We start from the raw sequence: 19,839 nt of genomic DNA on the forward strand, positions 1-19,839 counted from the left end.
CCGCCCCGCGCGCACTGCACGTACGGTGAAAGAATGACGAGCCTCGGTGGTGTGCAGATGGTCGACTGGAATCTCGCGGTCACGACCGCGACCCGGCTCGGACGGCCGGGGCCGGAAGTCAGCAGGGAGGAGGCCCGCGGCATCGTCGCCGAGCTGCGGCGGCACGCGAAGGTCTCCGAGGAGCATGTACGCGCCTTCACCCGGCTGGCCCCCGCCGACGCCGAGGCGGGGGACACGCCCGTCCTGGTGGTGGACCGGCCCGGCTGGGTGCGGGCCAACGTCGCCGGATTCCGGGAGCTGCTCTCCCCGCTGCTGGGCAAGGTGGCCGAGCGCCGTGCCGGGGTCCCCGGCGGGGCCGTGCTCGGCGCGGTCGGCGGCAAGGTCACCGGGGTCGAGGTCGGCATGCTGCTGTCCTTCCTCTCCTCGCGGGTGCTGGGCCAGTACGAGACGTTCGCGCCGGCCGGCCGCGACCTGCCGGGAGGTGCCGACGGCGGCGGCCGGCTGCTGCTGGTGGCGCCGAACATCGTGCACGTGGAGCGCGAGCTGGAGGTCGATCCGCACGACTTCCGGCTGTGGGTGTGCCTGCACGAGGAGACGCACCGCACCCAGTTCACGGCGGTGCCCTGGCTGCGCGACCACCTGCGGATGGAGATCCAGTCCTTCCTGGAGCAGACCGACATCGACCCCTCGACGCTGGTGGAGCGGCTGCGGGAGGCCGTCCAGTCGCTGGCCGGCGGCAGGTCGGGCGAGAGCGGCGCGGCGGACGAGGCGGAGGAGCGGCCCGGTCTGGTGGAACTGGTGCAGACCCCGGCGCAGCGCGAGGTGCTGGGCCGGCTGACCGCCGTCATGTCGCTGCTGGAGGGGCACGCCGACTACGTGATGGACGGGGTGGGCCCGCAGGTCGTCCCGACCGTCACCGAGATCCGGGAGAAGTTCCAGAAGCGCCGGGCCGCCGGTGCCGGACGGCTCGACCTGGCGCTGCGCAAGCTGCTGGGCCTGGACGCGAAGCTGCGGCAGTACCGGGACGGGGAGCGGTTCGTGCGCACCGTGGTGGACGAGGTGGGCATGGAGGGTTTCAACCGTGTGTGGACGTCACCGAACACCCTTCCGACGAAGGCGGAGATCGCCGACCCCGCCGAGTGGATCGCGAGGGTGCACCGCAAGGCCGATTGAGGCGAGCGGAAGCCTCCCCAATCACCCTTCCGAGGGACCGTGCGGGCGGGGTACGCGTGCGATGCTCGGGGAACACAGTCCGTCTCTGTCACCATCGACCCACACAGCGTGACAGCAGTTGCCGACTTCGACACCCCCACCCGGATCCGCGGAAGCCTCCTTCCGCGGTCCGCGCAGCTCCTGACGAGGAAGTGAATCGGACATGGGTCCCCACCCCGCGGTCGCCGCAATACGCCTGGCGGTCCGCCGCACACTCCACGACGTGCTCAGCGCGCACGACCTCAGCGCCCACGACGCGACCGCGCGCGGCGCGCGCGGCGCACAGCTCGCGGCGACCCCCCAGCCCGCCGGCCCCCTCCCCGCCGATCTCCCCGCCGACCTCACCACCGACCTCCCCGCCGATCTCCCCACCGAGCCGCCGCCAACGCTCGTCCTCGTCGCCTGCTCCGGCGGCGCCGACTCGATGGCCCTCGCCTCCGCGCTCGCGTTCGAGGCCCCCCGCCTCGGCCTGCGCGCCGGCGGCGTCACGGTCGACCACGGCCTGCAACCCGGCTCCGCCGAGCGGGCCCAGGACGTGGCCGACCGGCTCGCCGGACTCGGCCTGACGCCGGTCGAGTCGGTCGCCATCCAGGTGGGACGGACCAGCACCGGCCCCGAAGCCGCCGCGCGCGAGGGCCGGTACGCCGCGCTGGACGCGATCGCGGAGCGGTACGGCGCGGCCGCCGTGCTGCTCGGCCACACCCGCGACGACCAGGCGGAGACGGTGCTGCTCGGGCTGGCCCGCGGCTCCGGCACCCGCTCGCTGTCCGGCATGGCGGCGGTCTCCGGCCCCGGCGGCCGCTACCGCCGCCCGTTCCTGGCCGTCGACCGGCAGACCACCCGCAAGGCGTGCATGGTCCAGTCGCTCCCCGTCTGGGACGACCCGCACAACGCCGACCCCGCCTACACCCGCTCCCGGGTCCGCCACGAGGCGCTGCCCGCGCTGGAGAAGGCGCTCGGCAAGGGCGTCATCGAGGCACTCGCCCGTACGGCGCAGCTCTCCCGGGACGACGCGGACGCGCTCGACGCGTGGACCGACGACGCCGAGCGCGCCGTCGTGCGCACCCCCGGCAGCGGCCCGGAGGACGCCGGGGTGCCGGACCAGGCGGACGGCTCGGCACCCTCCGACCGGGCCGTCGCCCGGACGGAGGGCGTGCCCGGCGCCGACGGAGCGGTGGAGCTCGATGTGGTCCGGCTGTACGCGCTGCCGCCCGCCGTGCGGCGCCGGGTGCTGCGCCGGGCGGCGATCGAGGCCGGCTCCCCGGCCGGGTCGCTGTTCGCCCGGCACGTCGAGGAGATGGACCGCCTCATCACCGCGTGGCGCGGCCAGCGGGCCCTCAACCTGCCCGGGCGTGTGGAGGTCGCGCGCCAGGGTGGCAGACTGGTCATCCGGCACGGCTCACCGAGCTGACCGGCGTCCCGGCACTCACCGGGTCGTCCGGAGGCTGCGGCGGGCCGGGGCGACCGGACCGCGACGAGCGAGAGCAGCACGGGTGGACGAGAAAGACATGGGCACCGACCTGCAGTCGGTGCTGGTCGGCAAGGAAGAGATCGACGCGAAGCTGGCCGAGCTGGCGGAGCGGATCGACGCGGAGTACGCGGGCGAGGAGCTGCTGCTGGTCGGGGTGCTCAAGGGAGCCGTCATGGTGATGGCGGACCTGGCGCGCGCCCTGTCCACCCCGGCGACGATGGACTGGATGGCGGTGTCCTCCTACGGCGCCGGGACCCAGTCCTCGGGCGTGGTCCGGATCCTCAAGGACCTGGACACCGACATCAAGGGGAAGCACGTCCTGATCGTCGAGGACATCATCGACTCGGGGCTGACGCTCTCCTGGCTGCTGTCCAACCTGGGGTCCCGCGAGCCCGCCTCCCTCAACGTGTGCACCCTGCTGCGCAAGCCGGACGCCGCCAAGGTGGCGATCGACGTGAAGTGGGTGGGATTCGACATCCCGAACGAGTTCGTCGTCGGCTACGGGCTCGACTACGCCGAGCGGTACCGCAATCTGCCGTTCGTCGGCACGCTTGCCCCGCACGTGTACGGCGGCTGACATCCGTCGCGCACGCACGTGCGGGCCGGGAACACAGGGCCGGTGTCCCTCGTTGCACCGTCGGAGGGCGGTGCGGTTGACCGTCCTCGGCGGCGCCGGGTGACAATGCTGGGGTACCGTCCGAAGGTCAGGCTTTTCAACTCACTGTGGCAGGAGGGACGGGGCCCACGCGCTCCGTATGGATGGACGTGAAGCGATACTTCCGCGGGCCGGTCATGTGGATCGTGCTGGCCGTCCTTGCCGTGGTCGTGTTGATGCAGGTCGTCGGCTCGTCCGGCGGCTTCAAGACGGTGGACACCGGCCAGGTCGTACAGGCGATCCGACAGGACAAGGTGAAGTCCGCAGAGCTCACCACGGGCGACGAGCAGATCGTCAAGCTCGAGCTCAAGGACGGCGCCAAGGTCGAGGACAGCGACAAGATCAAGGCGAGCTACATCGACTCCCAGGGTGTCGACATCGCCAAGGAACTCCAGAGCAAGTACGACCAGAAGGAGATCCCGAAGGGATACACGGTCGCGCCGCAGAAGCAGAACCCGTTCGTCGGGATGCTGATCTCGCTGCTGCCGTTCGTGCTGATCATCGTCATCTTCCTGTTCCTGATGAACCAGATGCAGGGCGGCGGCTCCCGGGTCATGAACTTCGGGAAGTCCAAGGCCAAGCTCATCACCAAGGACACCCCGAAGACGACCTTCACCGATGTGGCCGGCTCCGACGAGGCCGTCGAGGAGCTCCACGAGATCAAGGACTTTCTGCAGGAACCCGCCAAGTTCCAGGCCGTCGGTGCCAAGATCCCGAAGGGCGTGCTGCTCTACGGCCCGCCCGGCACCGGTAAGACGCTGCTCGCCCGTGCGGTCGCGGGTGAGGCGGGCGTGCCGTTCTACTCGATCTCCGGTTCGGACTTCGTGGAGATGTTCGTCGGTGTCGGCGCCTCCCGGGTGCGCGACCTGTTCGAGCAGGCCAAGGCGAACGCCCCGGCCATCGTCTTCGTCGACGAGATCGACGCGGTCGGCCGGCACCGCGGCGCCGGTATGGGCGGCGGCCACGACGAGCGGGAGCAGACACTCAACCAGCTCCTGGTCGAGATGGACGGCTTCGACGTCAAGGGCGGCGTCATCCTGATCGCCGCCACCAACCGGCCGGACATCCTGGACCCGGCGCTGCTGCGTCCGGGCCGGTTCGACCGGCAGATCGCCGTCGACCGCCCCGACATGCAGGGCCGCCTGGAGATCCTCCAGGTCCACCAGAAGGGCAAGCCGATGGCGCCCGACGTGGACCTGAGTGCGGTCGCCCGGCGCACCCCGGGCTTCACCGGTGCCGACCTGAGCAACGTGCTGAACGAGGCCGCGCTGCTCACCGCGCGCAGCGACCAGAAGCTGATCGACAACAAGTATCTGGACGAGGCGATCGACCGCGTCGTGGCCGGACCGCAGAAGCGGACCCGGATCATGAGCGACAAGGAGAAGAAGATCACCGCGTACCACGAGGGCGGACACGCCCTGGTCGCGGCGGCCTCACCGAACTCCGATCCGGTCCACAAGATCACCATCCTCTCCAGAGGCCGCGCGCTCGGGTACACCATGGTCCTCCCCGACGAGGACAAGTACTCGACCACGCGGAACGAGATGCTCGACCAGCTCGCCTACATGATGGGCGGCCGGGCGGCCGAGGAACTGGTCTTCCACGACCCGACCACGGGCGCGGCCAACGACATCGAGAAGGCGACGGCGACCGCGCGTGCGATGGTCACCCAGTACGGCATGACCGAGCGGCTGGGCGCCATCAAGTTCGGCTCCGACCAGTCCGAGCCCTTCCTGGGCAAGGAGATGTCCCACCAGCGGGACTACTCCGAGGAGGTCGCCGGACTGGTGGACGAGGAGGTCAAGAAGCTGATCGAGACGGCGCACAACGAAGCCTGGGAAATCCTGGTGGAGAACCGCGACGTGCTCGACAACCTCGTCCTGGCCCTGCTGGAGAAGGAGACGCTGAACAAGGAGGAGATCGCCGAGGTCTTCAACCCTGTCGTCAAGCGTCCGGCCCGTCCCGCCTGGACGGGTTCCTCGCGGCGCACCCCCTCCACCCGGCCCCCGGTGTCGGCTCCGCCCGCGGCGCTGACCAACGGGAACTCCGGCCCGAATCTGGGCAAGGAGATCGGCCCCCGGGACTCGGACGCCATCGTCGAGCCCGTGGATCCGGACAACGGATAACCGCAGGTGGGCGGGGTGAGAACCGCGCCACGGAATGTCAGCCGCGCCCCTCGGGTTAGTGTCGAGGGGCGCGGCTTTTCGCTGTGCACGCGACAGCCCAGACCGGTCACGCACGGTGGCGGTTCGCAGGTTGTGGAAGTCGAGGAACGAGGGACCAGATGACCGACCCGGTGACCCTGGACGGGGAGAGCTCGAACAGCGCGTTCGACGAGAAGCGTGCCGAGAACGCGATACGCGAACTCCTGATCGCCGTGGGCGAGGACCCCGACCGGGAGGGACTCCTGGAGACCCCGGCGCGGGTGGCCCGCGCCTACCGGGAGATGTTCGCGGGCCTGAACCAGCGCCCCGAGGACGTGCTGACGACGACGTTCGACCTGGGCCACGACGAGATGGTCCTGGTCAAGGACATCGAGGTGGTCAGCCAGTGCGAGCACCACCTGCTGCCGTTCCACGGCATGGCGCACGTCGGCTACATCCCGTCCGCCAGCGGCAAGATCACCGGGCTGTCCAAGCTGGCCCGGCTGGTCGACGTCTTCGCCCGCCGGCCCCAGGTCCAGGAGCGGCTGACGACCCAGATCGCCGACTCGCTGATGCGGATCCTGGAGCCCCGCGGAGTCATCGTGGTCATCGAGTGCGAGCACATGTGCATGTCGGTGCGGGGCGTCCGGAAGCCCGGCGCCAAGACGACGACCTCAGCGGTCCGCGGACAGCTCCGCGACGCGACCACCCGGGCCGAGGCGATGAGCCTGATACTGGCCCGCTGAGCCTGAGCCTGAGCCTGAGCCTGAGCCTGAGCCTGAGCCTGAGCCTGAGCCTGAGCCTGAGCCTGAGCCTGAGCCTGAGCCTGAGCCCGAGCGCCCGGGCCACGCGTCCCGTCGCCGCCGATCCGGGCCGGTCCGCCGACCCGCCGGGCCTGGGCCGCGGCGGACCCAGGTCCCGCCGGGCTCAGGCCGCGGCGGTCGGGGGGTTGTTCTCGTCCTCGTCCTCGGGCAGTCGGCAGATGCGCTCCAGCAGCACGGCCGCCGCTATCACCGCGATGCCCGCCACCACGGAGAGGCCCGCATAGAGCGCCTGCTGGGCGCGGGCCGGAACCTCGGCGCGCTCGGTGATCAGGAACAGCCCGGTGCCGCCGTACACCCCCGAGACCAGCCCGGCCACCAGGGCGCTCGCCTGACCGAAGAGGACGGCACGGGCCGCCATCATCGGATCCACACCCTTGGCACCCGGCTCCCGCTCCCGCTGGGCCTTCAGCCGGGAGCGCAGCGAGAGCGCCGTGGCCAGCAGCACGGCCGCGATGGCGCCGAGCACGATGGGCGCCGCGAACGGCACTCCCGGCAGCGTGCCCAGCGCGTCCCACAGCCGCGCTCCGCCCCACGAGAGCACTCCCGCGACGACGAAGAGCGCCGCGAGGGTGCGGATACGGAGTTGGTTCATCGAGCTTCCACCTCGCGGGTGCGGTCCGGACGGTGCGGGCGTCGGCCGGGGGACGCCGGGCAGGAACGGCAACGGGTTGCGGCAGGAACGGGGAACGGGGTACGCGCGGCCAACGCTCAGGCGTGCACGATGAGTTCCAGGTCCGGACGGGCGGTGACGCCCTCCGTGCCGAGTGTCCGCAGCAGCTCCTCGACGCTGCCGCGGCCCGGGACCTCGGCCGCGGGGTCCACGTCGTGCCACGGCACGAGGACGAAGGCCCGCTCGTGCGCCCTGGGGTGGGGGAGGGTGAGCTGCGGGTCGTCGGAGACGACGCCCTGGTAGGCCACGATGTCCACGTCGATCGGACGCGGCTCCCAGCGCTCCTCGCGCACCCGCTCCAGCGCCTCCTCGATGGCGTGGCCGCGCTCCAGGAGCGAGCCGGGCGGCAGGGTGGTGCGGACCACGACGACCGCGTTGAAGTAGGCGGGCTGGCTGCCCGGCTCGACGCCCCACGGCTCGGTCTCGTAGACCGGCGAGACGGCCGTCACCTTCATCCCCGGGGTGTCCGCGAGCGCGTCGACGGCGCTCTGCAGCGACTCCAGCCGGTTGCCCAGGTTGCTGCCGATCGACAGCACGGCGGTCTGCGGGTTGTGCAACGTCGTGTCGGCGGCGTCCACCTGCTGCACCACGGAGGCGGGCACCGGCTGTACGGTCGGGTCACTGTTCGGCGTCATGCGCGGCTCCGCTTGATAGTGATGGTCACGTCCTCGAACGGCACGGCGATCGGGGCGTCGGGCTTGTGCACGACCACCTCCACCTCGCGTACGGCCTCGTGCCGCAGGCAGGTGTCGGCGATCCGCTGGGCGAGCGTCTCGATCAGGTCGACCGGTTCCCCCTCGACGACCGCGACGACCTCTTCGGCGACGACTCCGTAATGGACCGTACGGGACAGGTCGTCGCTCTCGGCGGCCGACCGCGTGTCGAGTCCCATGTCGAGGTCCACGACGAAGGTCTGCCCCTGCTCGCGTTCCCTCTCGAACACGCCGTGATGCCCACGCGCCGCGAGGCCGCGCAGTGCGACGCGATCCACTTCACCACTCCCGTCGGTCGTGCGAACGTATACCGGCCCCGGGGCAGCGAACGGCCCCTCGCGGCACCGGATCGAATCTACCCGTGAGCGTGACGGCTCGCGCCGCCCCCTACCCCACAGCGTCCGCGCCCACGCGCGCATTCCCGGTCGGGTGCCGGATCGGGTGGTCCGCGCGCAACCGGTTGCCGGCAGGCGCCCGGTGCGGCCGGACGGGGCGGGTCCGGACAGGAACCCGCCGACGCCCCGGCCGGGGCGCCGGCGCGCTCGCGGGGGCTGTGCCCACCGCGCCTAGAGCTCGATGTCGCCCTGGCCCAGGTCCCCTTCTCCCTCGCCGTCCTCGTCCTCGTCGTCCTGCTCGACCAGCACCGGCGATCCGTGGTGCGACCACAGCCTCCACTCGCCCTGCTCGGTGCGGCGGAAGACGTTGGTGGCCACCACGAGCCCGCCGACCAGCGGTCCCGCGGAGCCGTCCGCCTCGGCCGGGCCGCCGCTGAGGATGTTCTCGGTGCAGCTGACCAGCGCGGTGTCGCCCAGCACCGAGATCTCCACATCGGTGAGGAAGAACTGGACGTACTCGGTGTTGGCCATGATCAGTGCGTAGGAGCGCAGCACCTCGCCGCGCCCGGTCAGCACCGGCCAGCCGGGGTGGACGACCCGGACCCCGTGCTCGCCCTCACCGCCCTCGGGGTCGTCCGGATCGACCGCCTCCTCACCCAGCCACATCCGGGAGAGGGCCTCGATGTCGCCCCGCTCGACCGCCTCGTACAGGGCGGTGTTGGCGGCCTCGACCGCCTCGCTGTCGGTTCGTGCGTCGCTCATGTCGCCGCCTCCGGGTTCGTCGTCCCGGGGGTGACCGGAACCCGGGGTGCGTCGGGAAGAGCCGCGGCGGCCGCGTCCACGGCCCGGACGACGCGGACGGCGTCCGCGCTGGCCCGCACCTCGTGGACCCGTACCGCCCAGGCGCCCTCGCGGGCCGCCAGCGCGGTGACGGCGGCCGTCGCCGCGTCGCGTTCGCGGGCGGGCGGCGGGGCCGCGCCCTGTTCGTCCGTCAGCACCCGGCCCAGGAACCGCTTCCGGGAGGCGGCCACCAGCATCGGGTGGGGCAGCCCGGCCCGCAGTCCGGCGAGCGCCGCGACGAGGGCGAGATCGTGTTCGGCGCGCTTGGCGAAGCCCAGCCCGGGGTCGACCACGATCCGGGCGGGGTCGATCCCGCCCGCCACGGCCTGCTCCACCGCCGTGCGCAGCTCGTCGAGCACCTCGCCGACGACATCGGTGTAGACGGCGCGGTTGTTCATGTCGATGCTCTGGCCGCGCCAGTGCATCACCACGAACGGCACGCCGGCGTCGGCGACGGCGGGCACCATCTCCGGATCGGCGCGGCCGCCGCTGACGTCGTTGACCAGGACCGCACCGGCAGCCACCGCCTGCGCCGCCACGGAGGCCCGCATGGTGTCGACGCTGACCACCAGGCCCTCGCCGGTCAGCCCGCGCACCACCGGCAGCACCCGGCGCAGCTCCTCGTCCTCGCCGACCCGGGCGGCGCCGGGCCGGGTCGACTCGCCGCCGACGTCCACCAGGTCGGCGCCCTGCGCCACCAGGTCGAGCCCGTGCTTGATCGCTGCTTCGGTGTCGAACCACCGCCCCCCGTCCGAGAACGAGTCGGGGGTCACGTTGACCACACCCATTACTGCGCAGCGGTCCCATTCGGGGAGGCCGTCCACGCGGCCACGCGTTCTCGCACCCATGTGCCCAGGGTAGGCGCCCGCCTTCCCCGGGGCGGGACCGCCACCGTGCGGCCGCGGGACGGCCCGCGCCGCCGCTCCGGCCGGGCCGCGCCCGGGTGCCTCAGTCGGCGGCGGCCTGCGGCGCCGTCAGCCAGCGCTCCGGGAGCGCGGAGCGGCGTCCGGTGCGCGAACGGTCGGCCTGGGCGCGCAGCAGGGCCAGGGCCTCGTCCTGGTCCCGCAGCCGTGCCCGTGCGGTGCCCCCGGCGCCGAGGTCGACGCACACATCGGCCAGCCGGTGGCGGCGCTCCCACGGCCCCTGGGCGAACCGCACGCTCTGCACCTTCGCGTGCGGCACCAGGGTGGTGCGGCGAGTCAGCAGCCCCTGGCGGGCGACGAAGACGCCGGGGGTGACCCCGTGCCCGTAGCCGCGGCGGACCACCGGTGCGCACCAGCGGGCCCGGCGGGGCACGGGCCCCGCCGCGGCCAGGGCGGCGTCCGGGTCCACGCCGGGCAGCACCCGCGCGAGCACGGCTGCGGCCTGCCGCCAGTCGGCCACCGGTACGAGCACTCCGTCCCCGGTACCGCTGCCGGTGCCCGCGACCTCCATCTCGACCCGCACCCAGTCCCGCCGCCGCCACAGCAGCGGCTGCGTGATCCGGACGGCCTGCACTCTTCCGGGCGGCACCGTGGCGTGCTGCCGGTCCAGCAGGCCCGCGTCCAGGCGCAGCCCGTCGGGGGATTCCGCCACGGTCCAGTCGAACTCCCGGACGACCCGCCCGCCGCTCGCCGCCCAGCTGCCGCCCGCGAGCGGCAGCGCCGTCGCCAGGACCGTCCACACGCTCCCCGTCGCCAGCCACAGCAGGGTCGGTACGAGGAGCAGCGCGGCCAGCGTCCCCCAGACCGAGCCCCGCAGCAGCACGCTGACCACCAGGGTGCGCGGCGGCACCCGGAGCAGCTCCCTGGCGGGCGCCTCGCCCGCCTCGGGGGCGGCGTCCGGGGCGATGCCGGCGGCGCGGGCGAGCAGTTCGGCGCGGAGCGCGACGGCCTGCCGCTCGCCCAGGTACGCCAGCTCGTCCTTGTCCTCGGTGCCGACGACGTCCAGCTTCAGTTTGGCCACCCCGGCGATCCGGGCCGGCAGCGGCCGGGAGATGTCGACGGCCTGGACGCGGTCCAGCCGGATGTGGGCGGTGCGGCGGAAGAACAGACCGGTACGGATGCGCAGCTCGGTGTCGGTGACCAGGTAGCTGGTGCACCACCAGGACAGGAATCCGTATCCGGCGGCCACCGGCAGCAGCACCGCCAGTCCCAGCGCCGTCCAGGCCGCGGTGAGCTGCTCGGACCACTCGCGGGCCCGGTCGAGGTCGTGCGCGGCGAATGCCAGCAGCCCGGCGAGCGGCGCCCAGGCCCGCCGCCACGGGGTGACCGGATGCAGCCGGTTGCCCTCGGGGCGGCGCGGCAGGAAGCGCGGACCGCGGGCGGCGGGGGCGGTGCTCTCCGCGGGGGCTGCCGGGGTGTCGGTGCCGGTTGTCGCGGTGCCGGTGCCGGTGTTGTCGGCGCGGGGTCCGGGCGCCGGAGTGTCGGTGCGGGTCGCCGAGGTGCCGGTTTCCGGGGTGCCGGTGCCGGTCCGGTCCGGCCCGTCGGCTTCGGGGTCGCCGGTCACGGGCCCGCCGGTCACAGGCCCGCCGATCGGGCTTCGCCCAGCTCGGTGAGCCGGTCGCGCAGCCGTTCGGCCTCCGCGGGGGTCAGTCCCGGGATGCTCGCGTCGGTGGTCGCGGCGGCCGTGTGCAGCTGCAGCGAGGCCAGTCCGAAGCGCCGCTCCAGCGGCCCCGAGGTCACCTCCACGAGCTGCATCCGCCCGTAGGGCACCACCGTCGTCTCGCGCCACAGCACACCGCGCGAGACGAGCAGGTCGTCGGCCCGCTCCCGGTAGCGCCACGAGCGCCAGTTGCGTGCCAGTGCTCCCCAGCCCCACCCGGCCGCCGCGAGCGGCGGCAGCGCGCACAGCGCCCACACCGGTCCCGCTGCCAGCGCCGGCACCACCCCCGCCGCCGCGGCCGGCGGCAGCAGCCAGCCGAGCAGCACGCACCGGCGCAGCGGCAGCAGCCCCCGCTCCACACCGCGCCACGCGGGGTCGGTCTCCGTCCGCTCCGGGCCGGCGCCGGGCTCCTGGGGTCCGGTCCGCTCGGGACCGGCTCCGGGCTCGGCCGGGCCGGTTCCGTCCGGGCTGTCGCCGGGCTGTCCGGAGCCCGGTGGGGCGGGCGGTGCCGGGGTGGGGTCGGTCATCCGTTCAGCGTACGTGCGGGCGACCGGAGCCCGTGTCCGTCCGCAGGAGGAAGCTGACAGGATGAGCGTCATGACTCAGACGGAGACGACCGTCGGTATCGGCGGTGCCGCGGAGAGCACCGACATGGTGCTCAACATCGGCCCGCAGCACCCCTCCACGCACGGAGTGCTGCGGCTGCGGCTGGTCCTGGACGGCGAGCGGATCGAGCGGGCCGAGCCGGTGGTCGGCTATATGCACCGGGGCGCCGAAAAGCTCTTCGAGGCCCGCGACTACCGCCAGATCATCGTGCTGGCCAACCGCCACGACTGGCTGTCGGCGTTCTCCAACGAGCTGGGCGTGGTGCTCGGCGTCGAGCGGATGCTCGGCATGGAGGTCCCGGCGCGCGCGGTGTGGACCCGCACCCTGCTGGCCGAGCTGAACCGGGTGCTCAACCACCTGATGTTCCTGGGCTCCTACCCGCTGGAGCTGGGCGGGATCACGCCGGTCTTCCACTCCTTCCGGGAGCGCGAGGTGCTCCAGAACGTGATGGAGGAGCTCTCGGGCGGCCGGATGCACTACATGTTCAACCGGGTCGGCGGGCTCAAGGACGACCTCCCGGCGGGCTGGCGGGACCGGGCGCGGCAGGCGGTGGCCGCCGTACGCGGCCGGATGGACACCTTCGACAAGCTGGTGCTCGGCAACGAGATCTTCCGGGGCCGCACCCGGGGCGTCGGCGTGCTCAGCCCGGAGCTGGTGCACGCCTACGGGGTCAGCGGTCCGATCGCCCGCGCCTCCGGGGTCGACTTCGACCTGCGCCGCGACGAGCCGTACCTGGCCTACGGCGAGCTGGCCGACGTGCTGCGGGTGGCCACCCGTTCGGAGGGCGACTGCCTGGCCCGCTTCGAGCTGCTGCTCGACCAGACGCACAACTCCCTGGACCTGGCCGACGCCTGCCTGGACCGGCTCGCCGAGCTGCCCGCGGGCCCGGTCAACCAGCGGCTGCCCAAGGTGCTCAAGGCCCCGGAGGGCGCCACCTACACCTGGACCGAGAACCCGCTGGGTCTGAACGGCTACTACCTGGTCTCCAAGGGCGAGAAGACCCCGCACCGGCTCAAGCTCCGCTCCGCTTCGTTCAACAACATCCAGGCGCTCACCGAGCTGCTGCCCGGGACGCTGGTGGCGGACATGGTCGCGATCCTGGGGTCGTTCTTCTTCGTGGTGGGCGACATCGACAAGTGACGCCGCACCGCGCCATGTGACGCCGCGCAGCGCCATGTGGCTTCCGGGGGCGTGCTCCCGGGCTCGCCGCGCCCCCGGGATCGGCAGTCCGGCCCCGGTGCCGCGCGTCAGGAAGACGGCGAGTGCGTCCGGCGCCTGCTTCGCCCGAAGAAGTCGAAGCCGCCCGTGCCGCCGTCGCGGCCGTCCGGCTCGGGCGCCGCGTCCTCGGTCTTCCCGGCCGCCCCGGCCGGACCCGAACCGGTCTCCGGACCTTCCGCGTCCTCCGGCTCCCGGGACCCGCCCGGTCCGGTTGCCGACCCGTCCCGCGCCGCGGGCCCGGACGTGCGCCGCGCGGCGGTACGCGGGCCCACCGGCCGGGAGCGCGGCGGGGCCTGCGGGGGCACCACGGTGGCCGCCCGGCTGTTCGACAGCCGGGCGGCGGCCCGTTGCCGGACCGCGTTGCGGGCGAGCGCGTCCAGCGCTTCGGCCGCCTGCCGGTAGGTCAGCGGGGTGGGCGCCCCGGAGCTGTGCCGGTGGTCGGTCGCCGAGGTGGTGAGGGCCTTGGCGGACGCCGTCGTGCCCGCCTCCAGCTCCAGCACCCTGCGCCCCTCCAGCGCACTCGCCCGCTCCGTCTGGGCGTTGGCGTAGCGGCGCAGCAGGGCGGCGTGCTCGGAGCGGAGTCCGGTCAGCTCGGCGCGCTTCTCGCGCAGCCTGCCGTCCAGCTTGGTGCGGAGCTCGCGCAGCTCCTCGACCTCGCCCTCCAGGTCCGCCTGCTTCTCCTCGGCCCGCCAGGCCGAGCTGGCGAGCTGTGCCTTGAGGTCGCCGACCTGCTTGCCCGCCGCGCGGTCCCAGCCGCGCAGCAGCACGGCTCCGGTGACGGCGGCGGCCGCCGCTGCCGCGGTGAGCGCGCGCAGCGCCACCGTCTCCAGGTCGGCGACGCCCGGCTCACCGATCAGCCAGGCCCCGCCGGCGCAGGCCAGTGCGGCCACCGCCACGGACACCGGGGGCAGCCGTCGGTGCAGCGGCGGGGAATGGCGATGACGTCCACGTGGCATGCCTGGGAATTTACCGTGTTCCGCCGGGGGGACGACACCGGACGAACCGTCTCACGCCAGTCCCTTGCTCTTCAGGTACTCGTCGGCGACGTCCGCGGGCTTCTCCCGGTCCTGGTCGACCTTGCGGTTGAGCTCGGTCAGGTCCTTGGTGGTGAGGGTGCTGGTGAGCTTGCCGAGCGCGTCCGCCACCTTCTTGTCACCGGCGTCCTTGGCGTTGACGACCGGCACGATGTTGTCCGCGTTCTGCAGCTTCTTGTCGTCCTCCAGCAGCACCAGGCCGAACTGGTCGAGGGTGGCGTCGGTGGTGGTGGTCAGCACGAGCTGGTCCTTGCCGTCCTTGACGGCCTGCTTGGACTGGCTGGTGCCGACGCCCTTGGGGTCTATGCCCTTGACGTCGATCCCGTAGGTCTTCTCCAGGCCGGGGCGGCAGAACGGCCGGGTCTCGCACTCGTCGCCCGCCGCGATGGTGACGCGCTCATCGGAGCGGCCCAGATCGCTGAGGGTCTCGAGGTCGTGCTTCTTCGCGTAGTCCGCGGAGACGGCGAACGCGTTCTGGTCCACCGCGTCGCCCGCCTCCAGCACCTTCAGACCGCGCGGCTCGGCCAGGTCGCGGAGCGCCTCGACGGTCTTGTCCGCGTCGTTGGAGGCGACCGGCTCGGCCTTGGCGCCGTTCTTCTTGGCGTTGAGGAACTCGGCCATCGTCGCCGCGTACTCCGGTACGACGTCGATGCGGCCCTTCTCCAGCTCGGGCGCGTACAGCTCGCGGTTCTTGACCTTCTTGACGGTGGTCTTCCAACCGGCCTCGGACAGCACTCCGGAGTAGAGCTCGGAGAGGATCTCCGACTCGGTGAAGCCTGCCGAGCCGATGACGAGACTTCCCTTGCCGCCGCCCGAGCCGGAGTCCTTCTCCTCCAGGTCGCTGCCGCCGCAGGCGGCCAGTGTCAGGGCCAGCGCGGAGGCCGTGCCGACGGCGGCGAGACCGCGCCGGGCCGCCGTTCTGCGCCGGGGTGCGGTGGGGCCGGGGGTGGTGCGGGAGCGAGCCATCATGCGTCCATTCGTCCGGTGTCGTTCTTGGTGGGGCCGTCAGACGGGCGTCGTGCGGCGGGCCGGCTGCCGCCGCATCGGGTCCAGGAGCCGCTCGGTGAGGGTGAGGACGCGCTCGACCAGCAGCGCCAGCGCGGCCACGAGCAGGGCGCCCGCGACCACCTGCGGTGTGTCGTAGTTGCCGAATCCGGCGGTGATCAGCCGGCCGAGGCCGCCGCCGCCCGGCAGTGCGGCGAGCGTCGCCGTGGCGACGAGCTGCACGGCGGCGGTCTGCACCCCGGTCATGATCAGGGGGAGGGCGAGTGGCAGTTCGACCTGGCGCAGCAGTTGCCCGCCCGTCATGCCCATGCCGCGGGCGGCCTCGACGACCTCCCGGTCCGCCTCGCGCACGCCGGTGTACGCGTTGGTCAGCAGCGGCGGCAGCGCGAACAGCACCAGCGCCACGATCGTCGCCCAGTCGCCGTACCGGCCCAGCGGGCCCATCGACAGCAGCACCAGCACGGCGAAGGTGGGCACGGCCCGGCCCGCGTTGGAGAGGTTGACCGCCAGCGCGCCGCCCCGCCCCACATGGCCGAGCCACAGCGCGAGCGGCAGCGCCAGCGCGCAGGAGAGCAGCAGGCAGACGCCCGTCAGATAGATGTGCTCCCCGAGCCGCTGGAGCACACCGCCGGTCCCGGTCCAGTGGGAGCCGGTCGTCAGCCAGGTCCATACGTCGGTGAGGATGCCCATGTGCTCAGTCCGCCTTCCCCACGAGGTCCTGCGCCGGGGCCGCGGCGGGTGCGGCCGGCGCGCGCACGGCCCGCTTGCGGGCGCCCGCCCGGGTCCAGGGGGTCAGCACCCGCTGGAGCCACAGCAGCAGCAGGTCCGCGACGACCGCCAGGACGACGCAGATGGCCGAGGCGGTCAGCACCTGCGCCTTGAAGTAGCTCTCCATGCCGTCGTAGATGAGGTTGCCCAGCCCGCCGTAGCCGACGATGGCGCCGACCGTGGTGAGCGAGACCGCGGTGACGGTGGCGATGCGCACCCCCGCCAGCAGCGCGGGCAGCGCCAGCGGCAGCTCCACCTCCAGCAGCAGCCTGCCCGGCCCGTACCCCATCCCCTCGGCGGCCTGCCGGGCCTCGCCCGGCACCGCGTCCAGCCCCGCCAGGATGTTGCGCACCAGGACCGTGAGGGAGTACAGCACCAGGCCCGTCACCACCACGGCGGCCGACAGCCCGAAGACGGGCAGCAGCAGCGCGAACATCGCCAGCGACGGGATCGTGTAGAGGAGCGTCGTCACGCCGAGCGCCGGGGCGCGCGCCGCGCGCCAGCGCCGGGCCGCCACCGCCAGCGGCAGGGCGACGGCCAGGGCGATCGCGACGGAGAGCGCGGTGATCCAGACGTGCTCCACCGTCGCGTCGAGCAGTTCGCTCTGCCGGGTGCGCACATACGTCCAGCACAGCCAGTCGTTCTGCGCGAGGCAGCCCTGCGGGCCGCCTGCTGCGACGCTGCTCATCTGTCACCTCCCCGCGCTGTGCGGTGCTCGGACTGGTTGTTCGGACGACGTGGTCCGGACGGCGGGTGCCCGGACGACGGTGTCCGGACGGTTGCCGTTCGGACCATGCCGTTCGGACGACGTTGTGAAGTGTCATGCCACGATGACGGCCGACCCTATCCCGGCGGACTGACAATCAGTCCGGAGTGCCGTACCCCGGAACCGTTCGGTTCATCCGCTGTCCGCGGGATCAGCACGGCTGCCGGGAGGATTGTCGGTGGGCTGTGTTTCGCTGTCCGCATACGACCGCAGCGGCCGGGGCAACAGCCGGGAACGGGCCGGAGACGAGGATGGGCAGATGATTCGCTTCGAGAACGTGGCCAAGCGCTACCCCGACGGGACCGTCGCGGTCGAGGGGCTCTCCTTCGAGGTGGCCGACGGGGAACTGGTCACCCTCGTCGGGCCCTCGGGCTGCGGCAAGACCACCACCATGAAGATGGTCAACCGGCTGATCGAACCGACCGAGGGGCGCATCCTGGTCGACGGCGCCGACATCGCCCGCGTCGAACCGGTCGAGCTGCGCCGCCGGATGGGCTACGTCATCCAGCAGACCGGGCTCTTCCCGCACCGCACGGTGCTGGACAACACCGCCACCGTTCCGCACCTGCTGGGCTGGTCCAAGGCGCGCAGGCGGGAGCGCGCCCGCGAACTGCTGGACCTGGTGGGCCTGGACCCGCACGTGTTCGGCGACCGCTACCCCGAGCAGCTCAGCGGAGGCCAGCGGCAGCGGGTCGGGGTGGCCCGGGCGCTGGCCGCCGATCCGCCGGTGCTGCTGATGGACGAGCCCTTCGGCGCCGTGGACCCGGTGGTGCGCGAGCATCTGCAGAACGAGTTCCTGCGGCTCCAGTCGCGCCTGCACAAGACGGTGCTGTTCGTCACGCACGACATCGAGGAGGCCGTCCGCCTCGGCGACCGGATCGCCGTCTACGGGGAGGGCCGGATCGAGCAGTTCGACACCCCCGCCACCGTGCTGGGCGCGCCCGCCTCCGGGTACGTGGCCGACTTCGTCGGCGCCGACCGCGGCCTCAAGCGGCTGTCCGTCACCCCGATAGAGCCCGGCGACCTGGAGCAGCCGCCGACCCTCCACCTGAGCGACGGGCTCGCCGAGGCCGCCGCCCGGATGGCGACCGACGGCGCCCGCTGGGCCGTGGTCCTGGACGGCGCCGAGGAACTGCACGGCTGGGTCTCGGCCGCCGCCCTGGTCGAGGCGTCGGTCCGGGGCGGGGACGGCTCGGGGACGGTCGGCGACCACGCGCAGCGGATGGAGGCGTGGCTGCCGCTGGGCTCCACCCTCAAGCAGGCGTTCAGCACCATGCTCCAGCACGACGCCGGATGGATCGCCGTGCTGGACGCCGCGGACCGGTTCGTCGGCGTGCTCACCCCGGCCAGGCTGCACGAGGCGCTGCGCCGCTCGGTCGACGCCGACGCCCGCGCCGTGGCCCGCCAGGAGGTCGAACTGGAGACGATCGAGAGCTCCTGAGCGGGCGGGCCCCGCCACACGGCCGTCACCCGTGCCGACGGACGGCCCGCGGGGCGGTCAGTCAGCGGTGAGGTCGCCGAGCGCTTCCAGGACGCTGCGGTGGAAGGTGGGGAAGGCGAACATCATGTCGCGCAGCGTCGCCGTGGGCACGGCCGCGCGGACGGCCACGGCGAGTCCGTAGAGCACCTCACCGCCCATCGGCCCGGCGGCCGTCGCGCCCACCAGGACGCCCCGCTCGGCGTCCTCCACCAGTTTGACCAGACCGTCGTTGCCCGCCTTGTGGATCCAGCCGCGGATCCCGTCCGGCACCCGGGCCGTCCCGGTGCGGACCGTCAGTCCCCGTTCGCGCGCCGCGGCCTCGGTCAGCCCCACGGAACCGATCTCCGGGTCGGTGAAGGTGACATGGGGCACCGCGCGGTAGTCGGCGCCGGGGCCCGCTTCGCCCCGGCCCGCCGCGGCCAGCACGGCGCGTACCGCCACGTCCGCCTGGTACATCGCCACGTGGGTGAAGGCGCCCTCGCCGACCAGGTCCCCCAGGGCCCAGACGCCGGGTGCCGCGCGCAGGTGCGCGTCCACCTCCACCCGGCGGGCCTCCGCGTCCAGGCCCAGCGCCGCGCGGTCCAGCGCGTCCAGCCGCGGTCGCCGTCCCGTCGCCACCAGCAGCTTCTCCGCGGACACCTCCTCGCCGCCGTCCAGGGTGAGGACGAAGGCGCCGTCCGCGTACCGTGCCGCCCGGGCGCGCGCCCCGGTCAGCACCGTCAGCCCCTCCCGCCGCAGGACCTCCAGCAGCAGGTCGCCGGCTTCCGGTTCCTCCGCGGAGACCACCCGCTCGGACGCCTCGACCAGGGTCACCCGGGTGCCGAAGCGGGCGTAGGACTGGGCCAGTTCCACTCCCACCGCGCCGCCGCCGAGCACCAGCAGCGACTCCGGGGCCTCCAGCGCGGACACCGCCTCCCGGTTCGTCCAGTACGGCACCTGGTCGAGGCCGGGCACCGGCGGCGCCGCGGGGGCGCTGCCGGTCGCCAGGACGACGCCGACCCGCGCGGCGAACGTCTCCGCTCCGCCGGCGGCATCGACCTCGACCCGGCCCTGTCCGGTGAACCTGCCGCGGCCGCGCACGAAGCGGCCGCCCTTGGCGGTGAACCGCTCGACGGCCGCCGCGTCGTCCCAGTCGGCCGTCGCCTCGTCCCGGATCCGGGCATGGACGGGGGTGAAGTCCGGCTCCACCCGCGCCGTGCCCGCCATCCCGGGCACCCGCCGCGCCTCGGCGAGCAGATCGCCGGCCCGCACCATCATCTTGCTGGGCACACACGCCCAGTACGGGCACTCGCCGCCCAGCAGCTCCGCCTCCACGCCCACCACGTCGAGACCGGCCTCGGCCAGCCGCCCCGCGACCTCCTCGCCGCCCGGTCCCATCCCCAGCACGACGACATCGCATTCCCGCGCCATACCCCGGACTCCTCCGCTCGTCGGCCCGGCCGGGCGCCGCTGCCCGCCGCCCGGCCGGTGCCGGGCCTCCGGCGAGCATAAGAGCCCAGGCGCCGGCGGGCACCC

At 73.3% G+C, this 19,839-nt stretch carries 19 protein-coding genes; 7 read left to right on the forward strand and 12 right to left on the reverse strand.

Annotation, left to right across the window (positions count from 1 at the left end):
* Positions 1–33 precede the first annotated feature (33 nt).
* The 5 genes from A949_RS0108790 (at position 34) to folE (ending at position 6,228) form a co-directional block, all read left to right on the forward strand.
* Positions 34–1,173: a zinc-dependent metalloprotease gene (locus tag A949_RS0108790; protein WP_026004470.1), complete on the forward strand. Its 1,140-nt coding sequence runs from the start codon at positions 34–36 to the stop codon at positions 1,171–1,173.
* A 202-nt stretch (positions 1,174–1,375) separates the two neighbouring features.
* Positions 1,376–2,623 carry a tRNA lysidine(34) synthetase TilS gene (gene tilS / locus A949_RS0108795; RefSeq protein WP_019355636.1) on the forward strand — a complete coding sequence of 416 codons (1,248 nt, stop codon included), beginning with the start codon at positions 1,376–1,378 and terminating at the stop codon, positions 2,621–2,623.
* Positions 2,624–2,720: 97 nt separating this feature from the next.
* Positions 2,721–3,260, forward strand: a complete 540-nt coding sequence (hpt, locus tag A949_RS0108800; protein ID WP_019355637.1) for a hypoxanthine phosphoribosyltransferase — start codon at positions 2,721–2,723, stop codon at positions 3,258–3,260.
* Between the two features lie 182 nt (positions 3,261–3,442).
* Positions 3,443–5,464 (forward strand): ATP-dependent zinc metalloprotease FtsH, encoded by a 2,022-nt coding sequence (ftsH, locus tag A949_RS0108805; RefSeq protein ID WP_020699826.1) that lies wholly within the window; start codon positions 3,443–3,445, stop codon positions 5,462–5,464.
* A gap of 158 nt (positions 5,465–5,622) precedes the next feature.
* Positions 5,623–6,228 (forward strand): GTP cyclohydrolase I FolE, encoded by a 606-nt coding sequence (gene folE, locus A949_RS0108810; RefSeq protein ID WP_019355641.1) that lies wholly within the window; start codon positions 5,623–5,625, stop codon positions 6,226–6,228.
* A 181-nt stretch (positions 6,229–6,409) separates the two neighbouring features.
* On the opposite strand, the gene A949_RS0108815 is transcribed toward folE, so the two are convergent.
* The 7 genes from A949_RS0108815 to A949_RS32915 form a co-directional block, all read right to left on the reverse strand.
* On the reverse strand, positions 6,410–6,898 hold the full coding sequence (locus A949_RS0108815; protein ID WP_019355642.1) for a DUF3180 domain-containing protein: 489 nt from the start codon (positions 6,896–6,898) through the stop codon (positions 6,410–6,412).
* Positions 6,899–7,014: 116 nt separating this feature from the next.
* On the reverse strand, positions 7,015–7,611 hold the full coding sequence (gene folK / locus A949_RS0108820; protein ID WP_019355643.1) for a 2-amino-4-hydroxy-6-hydroxymethyldihydropteridine diphosphokinase: 597 nt from the start codon (positions 7,609–7,611) through the stop codon (positions 7,015–7,017).
* The gene (gene folB, locus A949_RS0108825) at positions 7,608–7,967 is read right to left on the reverse strand and encodes a dihydroneopterin aldolase (protein ID WP_019355644.1); all 360 of its coding nucleotides are present in this window, start codon (positions 7,965–7,967) and stop codon (positions 7,608–7,610) included. Before folB ends, folK begins: the two co-directional genes overlap by 4 nt.
* A 288-nt stretch (positions 7,968–8,255) precedes the next feature.
* Complete coding sequence (locus A949_RS0108830; RefSeq protein ID WP_019355645.1) at positions 8,256–8,786, reverse strand: nuclear transport factor 2 family protein; 531 nt, start codon at positions 8,784–8,786, stop codon at positions 8,256–8,258.
* On the reverse strand, positions 8,783–9,712 hold the full coding sequence (gene folP, locus A949_RS32910) for a dihydropteroate synthase (RefSeq protein ID WP_078534663.1): 930 nt from the start codon (positions 9,710–9,712) through the stop codon (positions 8,783–8,785). The genes A949_RS0108830 and folP overlap by 4 nt, the downstream gene beginning before the upstream one ends.
* 100 nt (positions 9,713–9,812) lie before the next feature.
* Positions 9,813–11,351 (reverse strand): PH domain-containing protein, encoded by a 1,539-nt coding sequence (locus A949_RS0108840; protein ID WP_443332987.1) that lies wholly within the window; start codon positions 11,349–11,351, stop codon positions 9,813–9,815.
* An 11-nt stretch (positions 11,352–11,362) separates the two neighbouring features.
* Positions 11,363–11,974 (reverse strand): PH domain-containing protein, encoded by a 612-nt coding sequence (locus tag A949_RS32915; RefSeq protein WP_019355648.1) that lies wholly within the window; start codon positions 11,972–11,974, stop codon positions 11,363–11,365.
* Between the two features lie 70 nt (positions 11,975–12,044).
* Here A949_RS32915 and A949_RS0108850 point away from each other — a divergent pair, with 70 nt between their 5' ends.
* Positions 12,045–13,193, forward strand: coding sequence for an NADH-quinone oxidoreductase subunit D (locus tag A949_RS0108850; RefSeq protein ID WP_026004472.1), 1,149 nt, complete (start codon positions 12,045–12,047; stop codon positions 13,191–13,193).
* 107 nt (positions 13,194–13,300) lie between these two features.
* On the opposite strand, the gene A949_RS35495 is transcribed toward A949_RS0108850, so the two are convergent.
* The 4 genes from A949_RS35495 to A949_RS0108870 are packed head-to-tail and all read right to left on the reverse strand — an operon-like array spanning position 13,301 to position 16,766.
* The gene (locus tag A949_RS35495) at positions 13,301–14,227 is read right to left on the reverse strand and encodes a coiled-coil domain-containing protein (RefSeq protein ID WP_158687563.1); all 927 of its coding nucleotides are present in this window, start codon (positions 14,225–14,227) and stop codon (positions 13,301–13,303) included.
* Between the two features lie 51 nt (positions 14,228–14,278).
* Positions 14,279–15,274 carry an ABC transporter substrate-binding protein gene (locus A949_RS0108860; protein ID WP_019355651.1) on the reverse strand — a complete coding sequence of 332 codons (996 nt, stop codon included), beginning with the start codon at positions 15,272–15,274 and terminating at the stop codon, positions 14,279–14,281.
* Between the two features lie 36 nt (positions 15,275–15,310).
* A complete protein-coding gene (locus tag A949_RS0108865; protein ID WP_019355652.1) occupies positions 15,311–16,000 on the reverse strand; it encodes an ABC transporter permease in 690 nt (229 codons plus the stop codon).
* A gap of 4 nt (positions 16,001–16,004) precedes the next feature.
* Positions 16,005–16,766, reverse strand: a complete 762-nt coding sequence (locus A949_RS0108870) for an ABC transporter permease (protein ID WP_019355653.1) — start codon at positions 16,764–16,766, stop codon at positions 16,005–16,007.
* A 337-nt stretch (positions 16,767–17,103) separates the two neighbouring features.
* Between A949_RS0108870 and A949_RS0108875 the strand changes: the two genes are divergently transcribed.
* Positions 17,104–18,285, forward strand: a complete 1,182-nt coding sequence (locus A949_RS0108875) for an ABC transporter ATP-binding protein (RefSeq protein ID WP_019355654.1) — start codon at positions 17,104–17,106, stop codon at positions 18,283–18,285.
* Positions 18,286–18,342: 57 nt separating this feature from the next.
* Here A949_RS0108875 and A949_RS0108880 read toward each other — a convergent pair whose 3' ends face one another.
* The gene (locus A949_RS0108880; RefSeq protein ID WP_019355655.1) at positions 18,343–19,734 is read right to left on the reverse strand and encodes a dihydrolipoyl dehydrogenase family protein; all 1,392 of its coding nucleotides are present in this window, start codon (positions 19,732–19,734) and stop codon (positions 18,343–18,345) included.
* Positions 19,735–19,839: the final 105 nt, after the last annotated feature.

Origin of the sequence: Streptomyces sp. AA1529 (genome assembly GCF_000280905.1) — a bacterium.
Lineage (GTDB): Bacteria > Actinomycetota > Actinomycetes > Streptomycetales > Streptomycetaceae > Streptomyces.